A 20,263-nucleotide genomic window follows, 5' to 3' on the forward strand; every position below is an offset into this window, starting at 1 on the left:
CGCTGTTTGCGCCCCTCCAGCAATCACCTGGACTGGCCCGGCCATCGAGACCGCCCGAACAAGATCGGCAGGTCAAGCATTCGCCCGCCGCCGGAGCGGGTGCCGGGTGGTTTGCTGCTGCCTCCCGGAGGGTCCATTGTCTCCGCAGCAGCGCGAACCTGTGGCGGGCCGGATGGCTTGCCCTGTGAGAGTTCACCGGCGATCCAGCGGGCGACCTGCGGCGCTGACACGCTGGTGCCCGGCATCGCGACAAACGATCCGCTCGCCGATCCGGCGCTCACGACACCATGCATGACGATACTGTCATCGCTCTGACCGGATGCATCCGGTCCGGTCTTGGCCGGATTGTTGGTTGGCCCAGAGGCTGAGTAGAGCGCAATCGGGCAGTGTTCCCGCGGATCCGTATTCACAAAGCCTGCAATGACAACCGTTCTGTCGCCGCTGGCAAAACCGCTCAACGTACCCTCGCGCCGAACCAGCGCCGGGGTCGCGACCGGGTCATAGCCAAGGCGCCCGCCAATCAGCGGGCGGTCGAGCGGATTGATCTGGAGCCCGGGCTCATAAAACTCTGCATAGAGCGGGTCATCGAAATAGGATTGCCGGCCAAAAACGGGATACCCGGGCAGCGTTTCGTCGCGTATCACCCAGGCTTTCGCCCGGACGTCGCCGGAGTGTTCCGGTGCTTGCAGATGCAGTTTCCAGAGCCCTGAGGGTGCAAAGGGCCCAACGTCTTCCGGGCTGTCCGTCGCGTAAAGAAAAACACCGAAGTGACCGCGCTTGAACGGACCGACGTTTGCACCGAGAAAATAGACCAGCCCCAGGCGCTCGTCCTGCTCATTGACCAGTTCCTGCCATGCGACGGGATGATGCGACGGCACGTCGACCGGTTCGATCCCTCCCGGCCCGTCAACGGTGAGAGTGACGTAGTCGTCAGGAACCTGTCCCTCCTCATCCAGCCAGATCTGCAAGGCCGACAGGCTTCGATCAGATGGCTGGACGCGCCAGTCCAGCGATTGCCGCCGGGGCGGATCACCGCAAATTTCGATACGCGCGTGGCAACGGCTTTCATTTCCGTTTCCGGCCGGCAAAACAAATTCGCACTTGATCGTCTGGTTCGCCGCCTTGATCAGGGCATTCCTGATTTTCTTTTCGATGGCCCCGGTGCCATCATGCGGTCCGGCATAATTCCCGAAACTGAAATTGATGACGAGGGGCGGGCGAACACCCGGTTGTCCCTCGATCCCGATGCGCTTGTGGCGGTCGAGGATGAAGAAGAGCGCCTGTTCCAGCCAGGACGCGAAAAGGCTGCCTGAAGGGTCTTGAACGTCCGACGTGCGCAGGTTGACTGCGATAATGGGGCGTTTTTCGGCGTCAGCAGATTCAGTTCCATGGGAAGGGAAACCTGCGGCAAGACCCATCACATGCGTGCCGTGCGACAGGCGATGCGCGATCGGCGTGTGCCGGCGGTTTGACCAGTCCGTCGCACCGATGGACTGATAGAACGCGGTATCGTCCAATATGCCGTTATGCATGTTTTCAGCGAGATGCTCCGTCAGCCCGTTTCCTGTCCATACATTCCCGACCGTCGCAGGTTCAATATGCACCGAGGCGGGCAAGTCGTCGGAGGCCACACCGTCCATGTTCCAGAAAAACTTCACGCGGGATGTCTCGGCTGCATCGGCGGAGCCGCGAAAGAGCTCGTGACCGACGGCGATGCCGTTGTCGATAACCGCCATGACGACGGAGCCTTCCTGCACCTCGAATTCCGCCGGCTTCTCTATGACAAAAGGATCCTTCTGGTTGACGATGTCGTCCGGCCGAAAGGCCGGGCCGACTTCGAACCAGGCAATCCCGGTTTCGTTTGCGTCCGGGTCGAGAACAAACCGGTTGACCGTGTTCAGGTAGTTTCGACGCGCATAGAACGAGACCGTTTCCGGAGCCGCACTCTTTCTGAAGTCCTGCGAGTACTCGGGCGGAATCAGAAGAAAGTCGCTCGTGTCGTCGCCCAATCCCAGATATCTGGCAAACTCCCGGATATCCAGAAGCGTATAATTTTCCTTTGTTCGCGGATCGATCGCCGGCTGCACAACCGTCAGCCACCAGATGTCGTCCGCATCGGTTTTCAGATCCACCGCGATTGCACGGCTCAGTGTGTATATGCGAAAATCCGCTTCCGGATTGAGGACAATGTCACCACTGTCGAATTCGTGCCAGGTAAAGACCACGACGGCCTCCCTCTCGTTCGGACAGGTTCAAAAAAGACTGCGTTACCATTCGGCCTTGGCCTTGTTCCAAAGCCAGCCCAGTGGCTGTGACGGGGCGTCTGGAGCAGAATTCAGGAAGTCTTCTTCGCTCACCCAGTCAGTTTCGGCCTTCAGGCCCGGTGGTGAGGTGGCGAAGTCGTAATATTGCCGCCAATCGAAATCCAGGCCTTCCGCGGAACCGGACGCGTCCTTGAACAATGTCCCGTCGAATTTCCAGCCCTTGTCCGGAGCATTTTGCATAGACCGTCTGACGAAATACTCGCCAAGGTTCAACCCGAGGACCGCCCCTGCTGCACTGTCGACCGGGAAGTGCACGCCGGCCACAGTGCGATTGATCGCGATACGCGCCGCCTGGCGCATCATCATCTCGCCCCAGAGGTCTCCGGAGTATGGTTCGGTTCCTGTCTCCTGCAGCAACCGCCAGAGCACCTGAGCCATGCAGAAGGCTTCGGTGGCATGTCCGCTCGGCAGGCTCCCATGGGTCGGTGTCCATATCATCGGCTGGATTTGCGGAGACCACTCGATGGGACGCTTGCAGGCCAGGGCATACTTGACGCGCATCTCGACGTAGTTTGCGAGCCAGAGAGACATGCCCAGAAGTTCGACCGTGAACGGTGTCCGGTCCGGATCGACAAAAGCAATGGATCGGAGGAATTCCAGGGGCGTTGCCAGCTGGGAGATGATTTCACCGGCCCTGTCCGCACGCAGGTCCGCATAGTTGGCGATCATTGTCAGCTGGTCTGAGAAAATCTCCTGTGTCGGCCGCTTCATGGCCATGAGCAGCTGATACTTGGTCTGCGACGTCCCGTATTCCGTTTGCAGATGATAGACATTGGCCTCGCCGCCAGTGAACTTGAAGCCGATGCGCGAGCCGAGTTCGAGCGAGAAAATGCTTGCGCGAACGCCGGGCGACAGCCGATCGAGATAGGCGGTGCTCTCCTGATTGTCCGCGTCGACATCACCGGCCGGCACCGGCTCGAAACTGCCGGCAATCCCGTCACGGTTGGTGATCAGGGCCTGAACCAGCAGCGGTGGATTTGCCGGTGCGGATCCGAGGCTTCCAAGGCTGCCCAAACTGCCAAGGCTTCCCAGACTGCCGAGGCTGCCCAAGCTCCCGAGACTTCCAAGGCTCCCGAGGCTTCCAAGACTTCCCAGGCTTCCTTCGGGTCCAAATCCTCCTGAATTCGCCATCCTGTGCTCCTTTCACCAATGTTGTTCAAGGCATGTCCGACCGGGAATCGAACCCTACTCGGGCACCCCCAGCTCCTTCAGCGAGCGGGCAAACGCCCGCCCCATCTCGAAATCTGCCGCCGGCGATGATTTCTGCCACCAGCTGATCGAAAAATTCGGTTGTTTTTTCAGTAGTTTGTCGAGTGTCTTTTTGGCCTCTTCATGCTTCCCCAAACGCCATTCGGCGACGGCCTTGACCCGCAGCGTGGACGTGTGGGAGCGGTTCAGGCGCAGAGAGCTGGCCGCAAGTTCCAGGGCGCGCGCATTGTCCCTGTTCGCCAGACTGGCGCCGGCCGCCATTGCCTGAAAGAAGAACCGGTTCGGGTCCAGGGGAGCAAGGTGCAGGGCGTGTTCGGCGTCCTGTGCTGCCTTGGCCCCTTCTCCTCGGAAGGTATAGAGACCTGCCCGCAATGCGCGCCCGGTCGCATCGTTCGGCGTCAGTTCGAGGGCACTGTCGAACAGTTCTTCGGCCTCGTCGAGATCATGCAGCAGGTTGTTTCGCACAAACCCCTCGGCCACCAGGGCGGCAGAGTTCTGCGGGTCTATGTCCAGCGCCCGTTCCGTGCAGTCCAGCGCAAGCCTGGCTTCGAGGCCGGGGTCGTCTGCCCAGCCCTGCTGGACCTTGAGCACGTGCCAGCGCGCCTTCCAGGCAAGAGCGGCAGGGGCATTCGGCACACGCTCGATCAATCCGTCGAGAAGTTCCCTTGCGAGCTCGAAATCCTGTCGCGACAACCGGTTCATCAGCGCGATGGCCCCAAACAGGATCGCGTAGCCTTCAAGCGTCGGAAGGGGAGCGGAGAGGGCTCTCTTCATTTGCCTGTTCAAAAGGGCGCCGTGCATCCTGTTGGCAAGATCACTGAATAGGGTGTTGCGCTGAAGAAGCTCAGAGGTATCGAATTCCAGACGCTCGGAGAGAACAACCAGACCGGTCCGGGTTTCGATCAGTTCCAGGTCCAGAATTGTCTGCTGGGGTGACTGGCGAAAGGAGCCGGACACAATAAAGTCCGCGCTCAGTCTGGACCGGATTTCCTCCAGTTCCAGCGTTTTTGTCCGGAAGCTTGCCGTTGACAGGTTCGAAATCACGCTGAGCGCAGGTGACTTTGCCAGCGCCCCGACCAGGTCTTCGGTGATCAGGTTCGACCACACCATCGTTTCCTGAGACACGGCGGGACACATGAGCGGCAGAACGGCGATCGTCGGCTGCAGATCCTTTGAAGCGATTCTCGGAGTGACGCTTTGCGCTTCATCGCGGTTGCGCAGCACGTAGGCGCTGACCGGCCGCGGGAGGTTCTTCAGATGCAGTTCCCCGATGTCTTCAAATTCCGCATCAGGATCGCTTGCCAGTTCATTGCGGATTGCCGCGCTGGTCACGATCTGACCTGCGCGCGATGCCGACGACAGGCGGGCGGCGGTGTTGACATGCTGGCCGTAGAGGTCCTGATCGGCGCTGTGAAGGATTTCGCCGATATCAATGCCGATCCGCAGTTCGATCCGGCGATCCGCGTCCAGGTTCTCGTTGAGTTTTTCAATCGAGGACTGAATGTCCAGCGCCGTGCGCGCCGCATAGCCTGCATCGTCGAATTCTGCCAGCAGGCCATCACCCATGCGCTTGACCAGGCGGCCTTGCCCGGACGCCTCCAGCCTGCGCTCGAGGTCATCCACGAACCCGACCCAGCGAAGAATGGTGCCTTCTTCGTCAACCTCGAAAAGACGTACTGAATCAACAACGTCGGCGAACAGAACCGCTCTGTTCACCCGCAAGAGCCCCGTACCGAGCGTGAAAATGTCCTTGTACGAGGTCGAAATCATTGCGAGTAGCCTCGCAGATCCTGTGTCGCGTAAAAACAGTAGTACATTGCTGAAACCTTTGGCTAAGCGCTAAGCCATGAGCGGATTTACAGCGTCCAACTTATATTTGATATGTAGCAGCTTAAGCGCGTAAAAATTTTCTGCAATAACAATAATATTAAATCTGAAATTACTGTCTATTTCTCAAAAATTCCTCTTCGGAACTCAATCTCATTTACTCATGTTTCGTTGTAAAAATCCATCCGCAATAATGCACATATTGTAACCAATGCTCTGATTGTCAAATCTGTCATCAGGGCAATCATGTCTGGCGGTGGCCTGCGGGCAGGACCGGCAGGAGCGCTTAAATCGGTTTCGCGATTGGCACGCCGGTAAGCATCACGGTCGGGCCGATCCAGGTGATGATTGAATTTTCCTCGAGCAAATAGCAAGCGAACCAGGCCGTGAGCTCATGACCTGCGATATCCGGTTTGAAGGGTGATGCGAGATTTGGCAGTCGATCCGTCAATTTCGCGAAAACAGCATAGCCGTCATCGGTCGGTTGTGCAGTACAGCTCTACTTCGAGCCCGAACCTTACAAATTCTGGTGAGCAGATCTTCGAGAGCTTCCCAAAAGCGCGCGGTTCAATCGTATTGATTTCGGTGTCGCTATTGGATGATGGTCTGAAACTTGTCGCTTGTTGCTGCTTTGGGTATGCATATCAAGTGAATTGTTCTGAACGGATCAATTGCCAGCAGGGTTGTAATGCTTCGATTTCTTATTCTTGCGTTTTTGTTTTCGCTCGCAACGTTTCCAGCTCTTGCCGAGAAACGCACAGCGTTCATCGTTGGCAACGCAGACTACGCCAATGCGGGGCCGCTCGCCAATCCGGTCAATGACGCACGCCTCGTGGCCGATACGCTCGAAGGACTTGGCTTCGATGTTGCGCTGGCGACCGACTTGACACGGGCAGGGCTGGCGGAAGAGTTTTCCGCCTTCCTCGACCGGACCGAGGGTGCCGACGTAACTCTTTTTTACTACGCCGGTCACGGCATGCAGTTCGAGGGACAAAACTATCTGTTGGGTGTGGATGCCGCGTTGCGAAGTGCTTTCGATGTGCAAAGCGAGGCGCTGCCGCTCAACCGTATCGTGCAGATGCTCGAAGAAAAAGCGCGCGCCGCTCTGGTCTTCATCGACGCCTGCCGCGACAATCCGCTGGCCACCGACTTCTATACACAGAACTTCTCGCCGACACGAGCGCTCACGACCCGGGGCCTTGCACCGATGGCAGGACGCTTCCAGGGCTCGATGCTCATGTTCGCAGCCTCGCCCGGACAGGTGGCCTATGACGGCGACTCGGAGAACTCGCCGTTCACACAGGCGCTGGCGAAGCACCTGCCGACCGAGAACATCGAAATCCTGACGTTGATGAAGCGGGTGATCCGCGATGTGAAGGCCGACACGGAAGACAAGCAGGTGCCAACGGTGACGAACGACTTGGCACTGGAGGTGTACCTGAATCTTGGCGAAGGAGGTGAGGGCGCGGCAATCGCCGCAGCGCAGGAGGAGGCGATCTTCGAGGCGGCGCTGGCCATCAACACCGAGCGGGCCTGGGACATCTACTTGAAGCGGTTTCCGACGGGATCGATGCGCGATCTGGCGCTTACAGCGCGCGAGGAGTTGACAGCGGCAGCGCTGGCAAGCGCGCCGGGAAGCGTTGTTGCCGAGAGCGGCCAGATCACGGTGGCTCGCGAGGCGGCGGCCTCGGCCGAGCAGTCGCTTGGGCTGTCGAAGGAAGACGCGCGGGCGGTGCAGGTGGCGCTGAACGCGCGCGGCTACGACGCAGGTCCAGAGGATAGCGTGATTGGGACGCGGACGCGCCGGGCGATCGCGGATTTCCAGGCAGCTGCGGGGTTGCCATCGACGGGCGTGGTGACCGCGGGAACGGCAGAGGCACTGAACGTTGAATTTGTTGTGGCTGAAACCAGTTCAGTCCCGATCGTGTCTTCTGTCAATGCGCGTCGATATGACCCAAAGACTTTGGCCCTGCTAGAGACGGATCCACGGCTTCTAAACGCAGCAAAGGTGCTTGCAGGCAAAGAATTTGTTTATGGCTATTTTGAAGATCGATTGTATATCGGTGTGCTGACATGGTGCTGTGGGCGACACGACGGGGTGAAAGCGCTCGCCGAGCGAAGTGGCGGACATCTGGCGACACTCACGACACCTGAGGAAAATGACTTCGCCTTTCGGTTGGTCAAGGACGACCAGAGATTCTGGCGGGACCATGGCGACAACTCCTATGTAGGTCCAACTTTCGGTTTGTATCAGACTGAGGGAGCGCGCGAACCTGATGGAGGTTGGGGCTGGGTGACTGGAGAACCCGCTGACTGGATACCGTGGTTCCCAAGCCAACCAAACAACAGTGGCGAGGGCCAAGCGGTAATGGCGGCGTTCTTCAACGAACCCCCGATCCCATACAACCGTTGGGCGGACGCACACGTGGTCCACACAGGCATTATCATAGAAATCGATTGAGTTTAGTTGCCCTCGGGACTTTGGTTGATCGGTAATCTCACTACGCAATCGGCGGTTCCGCAATAGCAAAATGCGGTTTACCGGGTTTGTCCGGGTCGTCATTTCGCGGACACGCCGTGAAAGGTGTCCTTTGCAAGTCGAAGTCGGCTGCCCTGTGGGTGTATTTTCCCGGACTCATTGGGTGGTGTGCCATTTTGCATAACGGCCTCTTGAGATGGCGTTGCGTCGGCCTGTGAGTTTGCTTGCAGGTTCACATCACGCATCGAAACAGTGCGCAGAGGCAGGAGGTCGATAGTGTACTCGTCCGAGCTCATCAGCACGCAACATGCATCAGACAAAGAGAGTTGAGGATTTCGGGCGCTTTCGCAGATGGCTGTAGGCAAGCATCCAAGCGATTGTCCAAACGAATGTCTTGCAGCTTAAGCTCGCGATTGCGCCCGGTGATGAAACCATCGACCGCGCGTGGACGAGGTGTGAATCCATAGGCCAGACGTTGGGTTGTTCCGGCCGACAAGGCACATCATTAGGGCGCATTCTGGTAGTCTGTCATGTGGCGTGAACCATGTGTTGATGTTCCGCGAAGACGTGACCGTTGAGAGCCGATCTATTTTGGGTCGCACCTTTTGCGTGCGTATGTGGTTGCAATTGCAATAGAATTTGAGACTTGGATCACACTTTTTCTGAATTACCGCCGCTCGTGACTTCCCGCTGTTTTATCAAAACACTTCGAACACATATCGAGTCATAGCCCGATTGGGCGTGCGTGGGGCGTGTATTCCGTAGCTCGCGCACGAGGCCGTTTTTCAGAATTCATACGATTCCAGATTTCGATGGGGATGTTGCAATGAGGGGCTATCTGTTTGTTGTCGTGGGTGCGTGGGTCATTTCAATCACCTATGGCGTCCGGTTTGCTTTCGGTCAGTTTCTGCCTTCCATCCAGAACGAATTCCGGCTCGATCATGACGATACCGCTCTGCTTGCCTGCAGCGTCTATGCCGGAACCTGTGCCGCATTGCTTGTCGCGGCCTATCTCACCGAAAGATGGGGTGCACGCGTCACTGTAACGGCCGCGATGGCATTTGCAGCTATGGGCGCACTGACTGTCAGTCTCGCGCAATCACAGGCCTATCTACTCGCCTCTCTTTCATTCATCGGCATCGGCTCCGGGCTCTCGATGCCCCCGCTCGTTTCCGGCGTCAGCATCGTCTGCAGCCGCTACAAGGAACGGGCGGTCAGCATCATCAACGCTGGAACAGGTGCAGGAATCGTGGCCGCAAGCATCACGGCATTGCGGTTCGCGGACACGTGGCGCACCTGTTTTCTCGTGTTTGCACTGATTTCCGTCGCGCTGTCGCTGGCCGCGTTTTTTGCGGTGCCGAAACGGCCCGTGGGTGCATCGAAGCCCGGCGCTTTCGGACAGATTTTCAGGTCGCCCGGCCTTCATCAGGCCGCATCGAGCGCCCTGCTCTTCGGAATGGTCAGTGCCGCGATCTGGACTGGTGGCGGCCTCAGTCTTGTCGGTCTCGCCGACTGGAGTGCGGCGGACATCAGCCTTTTCTGGATTGCGCTCGGCATTGCCGGTCTCCTCGGCGGACTGTGCGGAGATCTCGTTGCGAAGCTGTCGCTTGCCGAGATGCATTCGATCTCCTTTGTCGGACTTGGGGCGTCCGCGCTGCTGCTGACAATGGCTGAACATTCCGCAACGCTCGCCATGTTTGCCGCCTGCGTGTTCGGTGTCTTCTACATGACGGGAACAGCGATGTACCTGATCTGGGCCGGGCGGATCTCGCAGAGCCACGCGCCGACCGTCGTCGCGGTGCTCTTTTTCATGCTTCCCGTCGGTCAAATCATCGGATCGGCGATCTTCGGCCGGTTGGCCGGGCACTTCGATTTCGACCATGTGCTGGTCGTCTTCACGCTCATGTCGAGCTGCTTCATCCTGATCCAGGCGGTTTCCAAGATCGACTTGCCTGTGCAGTACGTATTGCAGGATGCACATCCTGTACGGGTCGATTCCGCAGTGTTGTCGAGTGCTAAGTCACACAAGCGTGCCGACACGCACCCTTGACGCTGTTTGCGACAACTTGCGCATGACTTTCAGAACGGCCCCATGGTGCCAAGTCAAGCTGCTTCCCAATAGCAAACTCGCACTTTCTCAAACCCCGGCGCGGCCTTCCTCTACTGCGTCGAGGATAAACCTGGGCAGCGCGAAGGACGCGGCGTGGACGTCGGGCGTGTAATACCTGGTCTTGAAACCGGCCGCTTTGAACCGCTCTTCGAGCACCTGTGCGGCTTGCCTGCGCAGGTCCGGATTGTCCGTCGCCCAGCCGAGCGTCATGTGACCGCCGAAATAGGTCGGGATTGCCGCGATATAGGCAGCCGCGTCCCTGAAGATACGGGAGAAGCGCGCGATGCTCGTCACCAGTTCGTCGCGCTGAAGGAACGGCACACCGTTCTGCGTCACCAGGACACCGCCAGGTGTCAGCATGCGGTGAACATTGCGGTAGAATTCTTCGGAAAACAGAACGGCACCCGGTCCATGAGGGTCGGTGCTGTCAACGATCACGACGTCGAACCTGCGTTCGGTTTCCGCCGCGAATTTCATGCCGTCGGCAATGACGAGTTCAAAGCGCGGGTCGTCAATGACGCCTTCGTTGAAGTCCGCGAAGTGTTCCTTCGAGAACTCCACGACGGAGGCGTCGATTTCCACCTGGACGAGCTTTTCAACCGTCCGGTGCTTCAGGACTTCCTCGGCAAGGCCGCAATCGCCGCCGCCGACAATGAGGACGTTCTTCGCCGCGCCATGGGCGATGATCGGCACATGGGACATCATCTCGTGATAGATGAACTCATCCGCGGTAGTGACCTGGGTCACCCCGTCCAGCATCAGGATCTTGCCGAAGACCGGGTTGGAAAAGAGCACCAGGTCCTGGTGCTCCGTTTTCTCCTGGTAGAGGATCCGGTCGCAGCCGTAACTGACCTGAACCCCCGGATACAGGGTTTCGTTGAAGACCAGGCCGTCGCTCATTCGGCTGCTTCCAGTGTGTGCGGTTTCGACAACTGGTTGGCGACCTCGCGCCCGCGCAGCAATTCGGAAACCGCCGTCTTGCCCGGATTGAAGGCGTTCCGCAGCACGTCGACGCATTTTTCAGGCTTGGCATCGCCGCACATGAAAACGTCGAACGCGGCATAGCCGGCCTCGGGCCAGGTGTGGACAGAGATGTGGCTTTCCGCAAGCACGGCAACCCCCGACACGCCGGTCGGTTCGAACGGATGCAGGTGAATGTGCAACAGGGTCGCGCCTGCTTCCTCGACACAGGCGCGCAGGGCCTGTTCGACATGAGGCAGATCGTCGAGCTTTTCGGCGTCGTAAAGATCAATAATCAAGTGCGCACCAGCGCAGTGGACCCCTTCCTTCTGAATGAAGTGATCCAGGCGGTCATCGGCATAAATGCCAGCAGCCGCGTTAGAAACGTTTTCTTCCTTCTGGGTGGTGCTTCTTGGCTCGGCAACGCTGATTGCGTCTTCTGCTACACGAGCCTCCAAGTCCATCCCCAGTTCGAAGAGGGCGTTGCTTTCCATATCGCTCTCCCAAACCAGCAGATGTCCCCGGTGATTTTCCGGAGCGCACTCCTTACAGAAAAGAGTGTTTAATCTCAATGGGAAATCTGCAAAATTCTCGTGCGGTTTTTGCACTGCAAACCCGGATAACCGGAACATGTGCTAAGGCTCCGGAAAATCATGCCGACATTTGAGAGGGTTAGCTGTGCCGGTCGACATAAAAACACTAACGGGCGAAGACCTGAAAAATGCACTCGGCGAGCTTGCGCGGCTGCGGATATCCGTTTTTCACGACTGGCCGTATCTTTACGACGGCTCCATGGAATACGAGGCGAGATACCTTCAGCGATACGCGGAGACGGAGGGCGCCCTGATCGTCGGCGCCTATGACGGGACCCAATTGGTGGGCGCGGCAACGGGGGAGCCGCTCGGCGACGAGTACGAAGCTTTCCAGTCGCCACTCCGCGCGCGCGGCTTTGATCCGGAGAAAGTCTTCTATCTGGCCGAATCCGTGCTCGATCCTGCCTATCGCGGGCAGGGCATCGGGCATCGGTTTTTTGACGAGCGCGAAGCCCATGCCAGGAGGCTGGGCTTCGGCGAAGCGGTGTTCTGCGGTGTCATCCGGCCGGATGACCATCCCATGCGGCCGGCGGACTACCGGACGCTGGACCCGTTCTGGATGAAGCGCGGCTATGAAAAGCTCGACGGGGTCATTGTCACCTTCCCGTGGCAGGATATCGGTGATGCCGGTGAGAGCGAAAAGCCGATGCAGGTCTGGTACCGTAAGCTCTGACCCGGTCCCGTGTGTGCGGGACCGGATAATCGGGCGCAGGAGTGTTACTTCAGCGCCCACATGATGGTGACGTTGGCACCGATGGTTTCCTCGCCGGCTTCGATCGGCACGGATTCCGGGCTCGCCGCCATCATGGCGCTCGCACGCATCATCTGCGGCCGCGGCATCTGGGTGCCGGTTTCCGCGATCGTCAGGATCTCTCCGAGTTCGACGCCGGCGGCGCTGGCAAAGATTTCCGCCTTGTGGCGCGCGGCCTCAACGGCCTTCTTGCGCGCTTCGTCGAGTTTCTCCGCCGGATCGCTCACGTCGAAGCGGATGCCGTCGACGGAATTCGCCCCGCTGTCAACGACCAGGCTCAGGATATCGCCGAGCTTGGCGATGTCGCGGATATTGACCTCGACGCCGTTGCGCACTTCGTAGCCGGTGATGTTGGGCTGGCGATCCGAGCCGTCGGTGATGCGCTCGTAGCGCGGATAAATGCCGAAGCCGCGCGTCTGGATGTCCTTCGCCTCGATGCCGGCGCCCTTGATGGCATCGATCACCTTTGAGATCGTCGCCGAGTTTTCCGACAGCGCTTCGGCTGCCGTCTTGCCGGTGGTCGCAACGTTGGTCGTGATCACCGCCATGTCGGGAGCAACGGTGACCGTGCCCCTGCCGTCCATGGTGATTGTGCCGGTCGACGGCAAAGTTTCCTGGGCAGATGAGGGAACGGTGGCGGACAGTGCCAGGGCAAGCCCGACCGCGAGGGCGAAGCCGTGCACGAAAGCCAGTCTTTTGCCGCGCAGGACGGCGATGAAACCTGTCATTGAAAAATCCTTTCAGGCTGTATTTCACATGTGCGTGAACATGGGTTGGCAATACGGCGCGGATAAGGCTTGCCGGTTCAGCTTCCGTTCATTTTCAAAGGCTTGGTTCATACGGCCGAAAGCGCCTGAACCCTATTTTGCCAGACCGACATCACCGGTCTCCGACAGGAGCACGGCAATCGGGCGGGAGCTTTCAAACCGGGCACAGACGATCACGATCATCACGGTGAGCGGGACGCACAGGACCATGCCGACAATGCCCCAGATCGCGCCCCAGAAAGCAAGCGAGAGCATGATGACAAGGCCGGACAGGTTGAGGTTGGAGCCCATCAGCTTCGGCTCGACAAGATTGCCGATGGCGAACTGAATGAGGCCGAGACCGGTGGCAATCGCGAAGAACGGGCCGAGCGTGTCGTAATAGACGACGGCGAGCAGGCTTGGAAAGATGACCCCGATCAGGGAGCCGATCGTCGGAATGTAGTTCAACAGGAAGGCGATGAAGCCGAAGAGGGCTGCATAAGGCAGGCCAATCAGGATCAGCACCAGGCTGGTGAGGGCACCGGTCGCAACCGATACGGCCGTCTTGATCGAAAAGTAATGCATGATCGAGCGGTTGATCTCCGCACGGATCGCGAAGGCGGACTGCGCGCGCTCGGGGGACGCGAACAGGCGCTCGAATTTGCGGTCGAAGGTGGACTGTTCCAGGACCAGAAAGAGCACATAGATGAAGACGAGGCTGGCGGAGCCGGCCAGCGTGGTGACGAGGCTGGCGCCTGCGGTCACCATGCGCGGGACGACGCTGTCCGGCAGGAGGTCCTTCAGCTCGATCGGGTCGTTCAGGTCGAAATGGGACGAGAACTGGTCGAAGATCTCCTCAAGGCGCCGCTGGTAGGTGGGCGCATCCTGGGCGAGTTGGGCAAGGTTGACGGTGACGATATCGAGCACGACCGTGCTGGCTGCAAATATCGCAAGCAAGGCGAAGGTGAAGGCGATGAAGCCGGGCAGGCGCCAGGGACCAAGGGGGATCTTCTGGAAGGCGTGGGCGAGCGAGTTGATCATGTACCAGACGATCAGCGCGATGACGAAGGGCAGCAGCAGCGAGCGCCCGACAACGAGCAGCCAGCCGATCATGCATATGAGAAGGACCGTCAGCGTTGCGGTCAAAAGGGGACTTCGCATGTCGGCTCCGGCTTTAGGTCCGTCGGCGGGGGTGTCAGATACGGCGCCAGTTTAGACCCCAAGCCTTAAGGGAACGGAACCTTTTTCTTCATCGCTTGCCTGGGCGCATGGCGGGGCAACGCCCGCACCTTTGCCGAAGCTGGCCGGAAGGTCTGCCTGCACATGACGGGCGTGTCCGCAATGTCTCGTCTTTCCAGGACCTTTTTCGGTTTGGCCGCGCAAAGCACTTGCCCCGCCGGTTTGCCATGGTATAGGGACTGTGTGCCCCGCAACCGGCTTGTCGCCCGCAGGGCCGTGGGCCTGTAGCTCAATTGGTTAGAGCCGTCCGCTCATAACGGATTGGTTGGGGGTTCGAGTCCCTCCGGGCCCACCACCTATCCACTAAGTCTTTGAATTTCCTAAAATCTAAATGATTTCAATTGACTAGACTGAGTAAAATTGAGTAAAAACTGAGTAAATTACTCAGTCTCTCAGGGGTCGGTGATGCCGAGCATCTATAAACGCGGGAACGTTTGGGGGTACCAGCGCGGAGTACCGAAAGACCTCCGGGCGATTGTCGGTAAGACCAAAATCCAACACAGCTTAAAGACCGATAGCCAAAGGCAGGCGACGGCAGCCGGTCAAAAGCTCGATATCTTCTACGACGATGAGTTTCGCCGCCTCCGTTCGTTGGATTCGGAAGCCGTCGCTAACGCTCAAATCCGCCTAGCTGATCTAGGAGTCGTTCTCGACGAGCCCGTTTATACCGCTTCCGGCTCTCAAGAGGCGATAACGGCTTTAGCCAGACTCGCGTCAAGGCTTATTGATACGCATGAGGATCGGGTACACAAACGCACTCAAAGGCGGGTTGATTGAAGAAAGCCCCTTTACGAGTATTTCAGCGCCAACCGTCAAAAAGACGGTAGATCGAAAGCCGTTTACAGCCGAGATGCTCCATAGGATCTTTACGACCGAGCCTCTTGATAGCGGTCCGGTCGACGGCTTCTATTGGACGGCGGCGCTAGCTCTCGCAAGCGGTATGCGACTCGGCGAGATCTGCCTTCTAACCCGAGATGATCTTTTCAAGAGCGAAGGCGGGGTCTGGTACTTCGACTTAACGACCAAGAAGCTCAAAACGGAAAGCTCACGCCGTCGCGTTCCGGTTCATAAGGATCTAGTCGCCTCTAACTTTACGACCTGGGCCTTGGCTCAAGCCTCGGAAACGATCATGGGCTTCAAACCGGACGTTAAAGGTTCGCCCTCCGGCCTTGCTTCGAAGAAGTTCAATAGATGGTTTAAGCGCGACGTAAAACTTACGGACGACGGGCTCGTTTTCCATTCCTTCCGCCATACATTCAAAGATCTTTGCCGCGAGGCGGGGATTCCGTCCGACGTTCACTCGAGGCTAGCGACAACGGTACGGAGTTAACGTCAAACGCCATGCTCAAATGGCAGCAGGATTGGCGCAAGGACTACAATGAATACAGACCTCATGGCGCCATCGGCAACAAGGTGCCGATGGACTTGATGAAATCAGAACACGCAGCCAGCCCGTGTTCCTGATTTGGTCCGGAAAACTCTAGCCCATCCCGGAGGCACGTTGGGTAGCACTCCAATCAACAGAAGGACTCCGCGCCGAAGTGGAAGAGGATCGGGTCTCAGGTCAGAAAGTCAATCATCCCCGATGGGCGATGCAGCTCCACCACTTTCTCCGGACGGCACTTTATTGATCAGAAACAGAGTTTTGAGATAGGTCGTCGTACTAACGCCGGGAAAGCTAGCAGCGTGTTCGTCTTGCACGCTATTGCTATGGAAAAGAGCATAAAGAGCAGCTGCAAATTTGTTCGGAAAGTCGGGGTAACGACCGGACGAGACAACGAATGCGTACGGTTCGTAGGTCCTCTGCTGTTCAGAAGCTTCTTCGTACTCGCATGCGGAGTTCGTATCTGATGCCACTAATAGCGTGGCGCGAATGATGTCTAGATCCCCGTAGTACCGGGAAAGATAACCGTCACAAAACCGAGCCGCAGCTTCTTCGTGTGTGTCGAAAACGTGAAGGCAAACAGTGGTTCTATCCTCATAGCTTTCCTGCTGGTCCGACAAAACCCTTTTTTCGATCGAAGCCCCTCTGACATACCCCCAAACCGATACATTTGTGACAGGAGTTTCAATTTTCTCATCAGGCTTGTGATATCTTAGCTGAATATTGTCGTTCAGCCACTTTTTGAGACGACTTTGGCTTGATTGGTCTTCTGATACACGTGCTTGACGGGCGTCCTGATCGATTTCCGACGGGGCCCAAACTTCCTTAATTGCATCAACGCAAGCATTTGTTTTCTGCAAATGCTCTGTCTCAATCTGAAAAGCTCCTTTGCCTATGATTTTGCTCTTGGCTTTCAACTCTACGTGGCCACCATTAGCAACAAAATAGATCGGAGAGAAATGAAGCGACCCCAAGCTTTTGTTACCACTTTTGGAATGATCCGCGAAGTGCATAGCCCGGCTTAGGGTCAGTGTTGTCGGGTCACATAATAAGTCATAATCGCCAGCACCAGTTTCGAGGAATTTTGTGCGAGCTATTGAGTCAACTTTAACAAATGCTGGCATGTAGCCAGTGTGCGTGACCGCTTTGAGACAAAGACTGTAGACAAAGCCATTAAATCCCTTTGTGCTTTCATCCCACCAAACAAAAGGTCTGGCATCAGTGCGCACTCCAACAACCACATGACCTGGCAGATCATCGATTTGCGCCAGCGTTGGGTTAACAAAAACAAAAAACGAAAGAAACGTGGCTATGATAGCTTTCATCAAACCCTCTCATCCAACGTCATTTTGCGGAAATCGGACTCACCTTCACGCCAGTCATGCAAGGCACGAACAAAGACATAAACTACAATCAGACCGATCAGTGCTGAGTAGAGTGTCGAGTAAAAAATCAGTCCCCCATCAATCGCGTCGAACGCAATCCGACTTTGTTCACGAGCGAAAACCGCTGACCTTAGGTATTGACCGGAGAATCCCAAAAATCCCATAGACACAAACGAAATTAACAACCACAGAACCATACGACAGCTTTGGTTAGCCTGCTTCTCTTGCGAGTTTAGCGGCTCGTCTGGTTTAAAATTTGTTCGCGTATCATTTGGATATTGCTGGTTAGTTTCTGGTAGTTGATCAGGCTTTTTCTTGGGGCTTTCTCGAACTTGGAAAGCATCAAGCAACATGATCACGAAGATTGCCAAAATAACACCGCGCAACTTCGATACGACCTCATACTCGAATACACTTGGGAGATCCCTTACAGCCAGCTCCCAACTATAGTTTGCTGCGGTAAGCCAAATAAAAATTCCAAGAACAATTAGCATGGTCAATATCCATGAAAAGACCATAACCAGAAGGTACTGGGGCAGTAAGCCCGTCAATTTAGTTGACCAAGTATCCTTCCATCGAAAACGATTTCGCAAATAAATATAGACCATCAAAGCAATGCCCAGTGGCATGCAGAAACTGAACAAGGCTTCTAAGAATTGAAACCAAACCGGATTTAACCAGTTTTCAATCTCTTGATTTGTTCTAAGTTCATATGAAAATTTCCCTAACGTTAAGCTCCACGCAATGGTTGCTAGAACTGTCGTTGTTGCAATCCAGGCATACACTCGCATGATTTCTTGAGTGTTCGCGTTCTGGATTTGGGAGGCTTTTATCGGGTTGGCGATGAACTCATCGAGCAGATGCACGGCTTTAACATATTGTCGCTCCCAATGCGATCGCTTAGGGTTTTCGTATGCGAGCAGTTGTTTTGAGCTTTGCTGAATTATCCCACGTTCCGCGTACAAAGCGATCAGCAGGCAACACCCGCGTGCCAACTCGTTTGCACTGTCAACAAAGCTCTCCCATTTCTTCGATCTTTCGGTATTGATTTCGCGGCTTTCAGTATCAGTTTGGCTGTCCGTTTCTGCTTTTGCTTTAGGGTCTGCAGTATTCTGTTCTGCCTGCAGAAAAAAGCGATTCAATTCATCTAAATCAGTCGTGAACTTTTTCCTTTGGACTGACAATCTATCTTCCAAATGAAGAAAGCGCTGCCTGTCTGAGGAACTATTAAGTTTGAGCTTTTTGTCCAATATCCAATTAGATGTCGAAAAAATTATCAGCAAGTCTCGATCAACACTCGGCGAATCCAAGCCCAGCTTTTTCAGATTGCGATTGCAGCATTCGATGCGCTTCCAATCGTTTTTATCGATGAGAAGGCCATCTACCTCGTAGTTATGACCTTCTGTTAGCGAAATGCCCCGGTGGAGAAGTGAATCCCGGATACCAATTACCCGTGTCGGTATACCCGCCAACCTGTGTGCCCAATTTCTTGCCTGCTCCTCCAGGCGTTTGAGTATTGGCACTGATGGTGCCAAGCCTACCATTACGAGAGCTACCGTAAGCGATACTTTCGGATTTATACCTAACGTTGTTTGTGTGGCTGTTCCGTCAGCATTGCTACCAACAGCCCCAGCACCGGCTCCCACTTGTGCCCCGGACAAGCCGCCAAAACCCAAAAGCGCAAATACATTAGAGAAACCGCAAACTAAGAAATACACGCTCAACAACATAAGAGTATATCCAAGATACGCGCGCATAACTACTGTGCGTGTTCGCAACTGGTCGGGCGCCAGCAACAATATCAGATCATCAAGATTGTAACGTTCCTCATAGTTCGCTCTATTGAAGCGTTCAAATGAATAAAATACGACCACTAATGCTCCGAAAAGCAGGCCAGCCCATTCAGATAATTCGGACATTTTTGTCTCCGCTTTTGAAGACTTTTAATCAAGTCGGTCAGCGGCACTGAGAAGGAGGACATGTTTGTGCTTCAACCAAAGCTGGAACCGTAAGCGTCAAGAAAAGGCACAAAAAAATGATACGCATGTGATGGCCCTCGCAAATAGATTGTCGAAGAATTTCCGTGTTACTCGTTACAAACTCGCATCATCTGATATTCAAGTAAAACGAAGTACTTAGGGTTGATTTACCAACCGTGCTTTCCATTTGAAATTGCATCGTACATCTAGATTGAACCCCGTGTCAAATTAGATGTATTTTGTATATATGCACTTTTATCGACAGTGCTTACGTAGCGTTTCCTTAAATAATCATCGCCCAATTCGACTTCATGCAATCAATCATGGCAATGACCTGCTCATCAATTAACTTTTGTTTCGGCGCTGCCTTGACTCCTTGGTGGGCCCAACTGATCCAACCCGACATTGAATAAGTCTTGGGTTTATCTGCGAAGCGGACAGTCATTCAAGCGAAACGTTACGACCAGGCGACGGAATAAAGTGTTGGATCTATATGCTCGGCAAAGTCCCTACTTCACCGTTCGACCCTGTACTGGAAATCCGTTCGGGTAACACAGACAGGGCTGATCCGCCGCACCCACACCGTAGGGACACACACCATACGCGGTAGCGCATCCACGAGGAGTCAGGGAATTCAAAACCCCGCCTACATCAATTGTCGTTCTGGAGGTCGCAGGTGAATAGTCACCTTCAGTGCTTGCACATGACCCAAGAAGAAGTGATAAAAATATTATGAGTCTCATGACGTAACTGCTAGTTCACTGTTACCGTTGGGTTTATTTCTCCTTGAACGCTAGCGTCGGAATTATCACCTTTTGTGCTAGCGCAAGAAGCCAAAACCAAAACCAGAAGCAAGTAAAAAAATCTCATAACAGCGCCTATATATCTATTTTTGATATACCTATTATTGATATGAATCTCTTAGTTGTAAATAGGTAAGGAAGACCAGACCGATTAATTGTGATTGCTCTATACCCCTTCTCTCCTGGCGGTGCGCCCGCCAGCGCAATATGCCTAGCAACAAGCATCGCGCTATTGGCCTGCTCGGCACGGTACTAGGCATTCCGGAGGCGATAAGGTTTCATCGGCCGATCTCAAACCCGGCACCGTGGACATGGAAGCGTGGTTCAAACCAGGCGAAGCAATGTACTGATCCGAAGCCTTCCAGTAGAACCTTTTGAAGATCGAAAACTCCTACTAGCACGCCAACTCAAAGCCTTTAAAACCTCCCGCGAATAGGTCCGTTTGGCTGCGCGGCATCAGCCGATTGAACGCGG

At 55.7% G+C, this 20,263-nt stretch carries 14 protein-coding genes and 1 tRNA gene; 6 read left to right on the forward strand and 9 right to left on the reverse strand.

The features are described 5' to 3' along the window. Window positions 1-23 precede the first annotated feature (23 nt). Genes RDA78_RS15550 through RDA78_RS15560 form a run of 3 tightly spaced genes read right to left on the reverse strand, consistent with a single transcriptional unit; the run spans window position 24 to window position 5,303 of the window. The gene (locus RDA78_RS15550) at window positions 24-2,225 is read right to left on the reverse strand and encodes a S8 family serine peptidase (RefSeq protein WP_434050737.1); all 2,202 of its coding nucleotides are present in this window, start codon (window positions 2,223-2,225) and stop codon (window positions 24-26) included. A gap of 42 nt (window positions 2,226-2,267) precedes the next feature. After that, window positions 2,268-3,455: a phosphatase PAP2 family protein gene (locus tag RDA78_RS15555; protein ID WP_434050738.1), complete on the reverse strand. Its 1,188-nt coding sequence runs from the start codon at window positions 3,453-3,455 to the stop codon at window positions 2,268-2,270. Window positions 3,456-3,509: 54 nt separating this feature from the next. Beyond that, on the reverse strand, window positions 3,510-5,303 hold the full coding sequence (locus RDA78_RS15560) for an adenylate/guanylate cyclase domain-containing protein (protein ID WP_434050739.1): 1,794 nt from the start codon (window positions 5,301-5,303) through the stop codon (window positions 3,510-3,512). Between the two features lie 745 nt (window positions 5,304-6,048). Between RDA78_RS15560 and RDA78_RS15565 the strand changes: the two genes are divergently transcribed. Together RDA78_RS15565 and RDA78_RS15570 are read left to right on the forward strand one after the other, a co-directional pair. Further along, a complete protein-coding gene (locus RDA78_RS15565; protein ID WP_434050740.1) occupies window positions 6,049-7,821 on the forward strand; it encodes a caspase family protein in 1,773 nt (590 codons plus the stop codon). An 844-nt stretch (window positions 7,822-8,665) separates the two neighbouring features. Continuing rightward, a complete protein-coding gene (locus RDA78_RS15570) occupies window positions 8,666-9,889 on the forward strand; it encodes an MFS transporter (protein ID WP_434050741.1) in 1,224 nt (407 codons plus the stop codon). Window positions 9,890-9,976: 87 nt separating this feature from the next. Here RDA78_RS15570 and speE read toward each other — a convergent pair whose 3' ends face one another. Together speE and speD are read right to left on the reverse strand one after the other, a co-directional pair. Further along, window positions 9,977-10,849 carry a polyamine aminopropyltransferase gene (gene speE / locus RDA78_RS15575; protein WP_434050742.1) on the reverse strand — a complete coding sequence of 291 codons (873 nt, stop codon included), beginning with the start codon at window positions 10,847-10,849 and terminating at the stop codon, window positions 9,977-9,979. Then, the gene (gene speD / locus RDA78_RS15580) at window positions 10,846-11,403 is read right to left on the reverse strand and encodes an adenosylmethionine decarboxylase (RefSeq protein WP_434050743.1); all 558 of its coding nucleotides are present in this window, start codon (window positions 11,401-11,403) and stop codon (window positions 10,846-10,848) included. Before speD ends, speE begins: the two co-directional genes overlap by 4 nt. Window positions 11,404-11,587: 184 nt before the next feature. Between speD and RDA78_RS15585 the strand changes: the two genes are divergently transcribed. Next, window positions 11,588-12,175, forward strand: coding sequence for a GNAT family N-acetyltransferase (locus RDA78_RS15585; protein WP_434050744.1), 588 nt, complete (start codon window positions 11,588-11,590; stop codon window positions 12,173-12,175). A 44-nt stretch (window positions 12,176-12,219) separates the two neighbouring features. Here the strand turns inward: RDA78_RS15585 and RDA78_RS15590 are convergent, their stop codons facing one another. Together RDA78_RS15590 and RDA78_RS15595 are read right to left on the reverse strand one after the other, a co-directional pair. Beyond that, window positions 12,220-12,981, reverse strand: a complete 762-nt coding sequence (locus RDA78_RS15590; RefSeq protein WP_434050745.1) for an SIMPL domain-containing protein — start codon at window positions 12,979-12,981, stop codon at window positions 12,220-12,222. A gap of 132 nt (window positions 12,982-13,113) precedes the next feature. Continuing rightward, window positions 13,114-14,160: an AI-2E family transporter gene (locus tag RDA78_RS15595; protein ID WP_434050746.1), complete on the reverse strand. Its 1,047-nt coding sequence runs from the start codon at window positions 14,158-14,160 to the stop codon at window positions 13,114-13,116. A gap of 296 nt (window positions 14,161-14,456) precedes the next feature. Between RDA78_RS15595 and RDA78_RS15600 the strand changes: the two genes are divergently transcribed. The 3 genes from RDA78_RS15600 to RDA78_RS15610 all read left to right on the forward strand — a co-directional run bounded on the left by RDA78_RS15600 (window position 14,457) and on the right by RDA78_RS15610 (window position 15,568). Continuing rightward, a tRNA-Ile gene (locus RDA78_RS15600) sits at window positions 14,457-14,533 on the forward strand. Between the two features lie 110 nt (window positions 14,534-14,643). Continuing rightward, the gene (locus RDA78_RS15605; protein WP_434050747.1) at window positions 14,644-15,015 is read left to right on the forward strand and encodes a DUF6538 domain-containing protein; all 372 of its coding nucleotides are present in this window, start codon (window positions 14,644-14,646) and stop codon (window positions 15,013-15,015) included. A gap of 163 nt (window positions 15,016-15,178) precedes the next feature. Then, window positions 15,179-15,568, forward strand: a complete 390-nt coding sequence (locus RDA78_RS15610; RefSeq protein ID WP_434056155.1) for a hypothetical protein — start codon at window positions 15,179-15,181, stop codon at window positions 15,566-15,568. Between the two features lie 242 nt (window positions 15,569-15,810). On the opposite strand, the gene RDA78_RS15615 is transcribed toward RDA78_RS15610, so the two are convergent. Both RDA78_RS15615 and RDA78_RS15620 read right to left on the reverse strand, forming a co-directional pair. Continuing rightward, the gene (locus tag RDA78_RS15615) at window positions 15,811-16,947 is read right to left on the reverse strand and encodes a hypothetical protein (RefSeq protein ID WP_434050748.1); all 1,137 of its coding nucleotides are present in this window, start codon (window positions 16,945-16,947) and stop codon (window positions 15,811-15,813) included. After that, window positions 16,947-18,926 (reverse strand): hypothetical protein, encoded by a 1,980-nt coding sequence (locus RDA78_RS15620; protein ID WP_434050749.1) that lies wholly within the window; start codon window positions 18,924-18,926, stop codon window positions 16,947-16,949. Before RDA78_RS15620 ends, RDA78_RS15615 begins: the two co-directional genes overlap by 1 nt. Window positions 18,927-20,263: the final 1,337 nt, after the last annotated feature.

This window comes from Roseibium sp., from assembly GCF_051016195.1.
In the GTDB taxonomy this organism is placed as follows: Bacteria; Pseudomonadota; Alphaproteobacteria; order Rhizobiales; family Stappiaceae; genus Roseibium.

Bases quoted from the DNA above. Each gene is read 5' to 3' on its own strand.
- RDA78_RS15595 (WP_434050746.1), bottom strand. From the start codon at position 14,160: ATGCGAAGTCCCCTTTTGACCGCAACGCTGACGGTCCTTCTCATATGC.
- RDA78_RS15560 (WP_434050739.1), bottom strand. From the start codon at position 5,303: ATGATTTCGACCTCGTACAAGGACATTTTCACGCTCGGTACGGGGCTC.
- RDA78_RS15620 (WP_434050749.1), bottom strand. From the start codon at position 18,926: ATGTCCGAATTATCTGAATGGGCTGGCCTGCTTTTCGGAGCATTAGTG.
- RDA78_RS15615 (WP_434050748.1), bottom strand. From the start codon at position 16,947: ATGAAAGCTATCATAGCCACGTTTCTTTCGTTTTTTGTTTTTGTTAAC.
- speE (WP_434050742.1), bottom strand. From the start codon at position 10,849: ATGAGCGACGGCCTGGTCTTCAACGAAACCCTGTATCCGGGGGTTCAG.
- RDA78_RS15590 (WP_434050745.1), bottom strand. From the start codon at position 12,981: ATGACAGGTTTCATCGCCGTCCTGCGCGGCAAAAGACTGGCTTTCGTG.
- RDA78_RS15565 (WP_434050740.1), top strand. From the start codon at position 6,049: ATGCTTCGATTTCTTATTCTTGCGTTTTTGTTTTCGCTCGCAACGTTT.
- speD (WP_434050743.1), bottom strand. From the start codon at position 11,403: ATGGAAAGCAACGCCCTCTTCGAACTGGGGATGGACTTGGAGGCTCGT.
- RDA78_RS15605 (WP_434050747.1), top strand. From the start codon at position 14,644: ATGCCGAGCATCTATAAACGCGGGAACGTTTGGGGGTACCAGCGCGGA.
- RDA78_RS15570 (WP_434050741.1), top strand. From the start codon at position 8,666: ATGAGGGGCTATCTGTTTGTTGTCGTGGGTGCGTGGGTCATTTCAATC.
- RDA78_RS15555 (WP_434050738.1), bottom strand. From the start codon at position 3,455: ATGGCGAATTCAGGAGGATTTGGACCCGAAGGAAGCCTGGGAAGTCTT.
- RDA78_RS15610 (WP_434056155.1), top strand. From the start codon at position 15,179: ATGCGACTCGGCGAGATCTGCCTTCTAACCCGAGATGATCTTTTCAAG.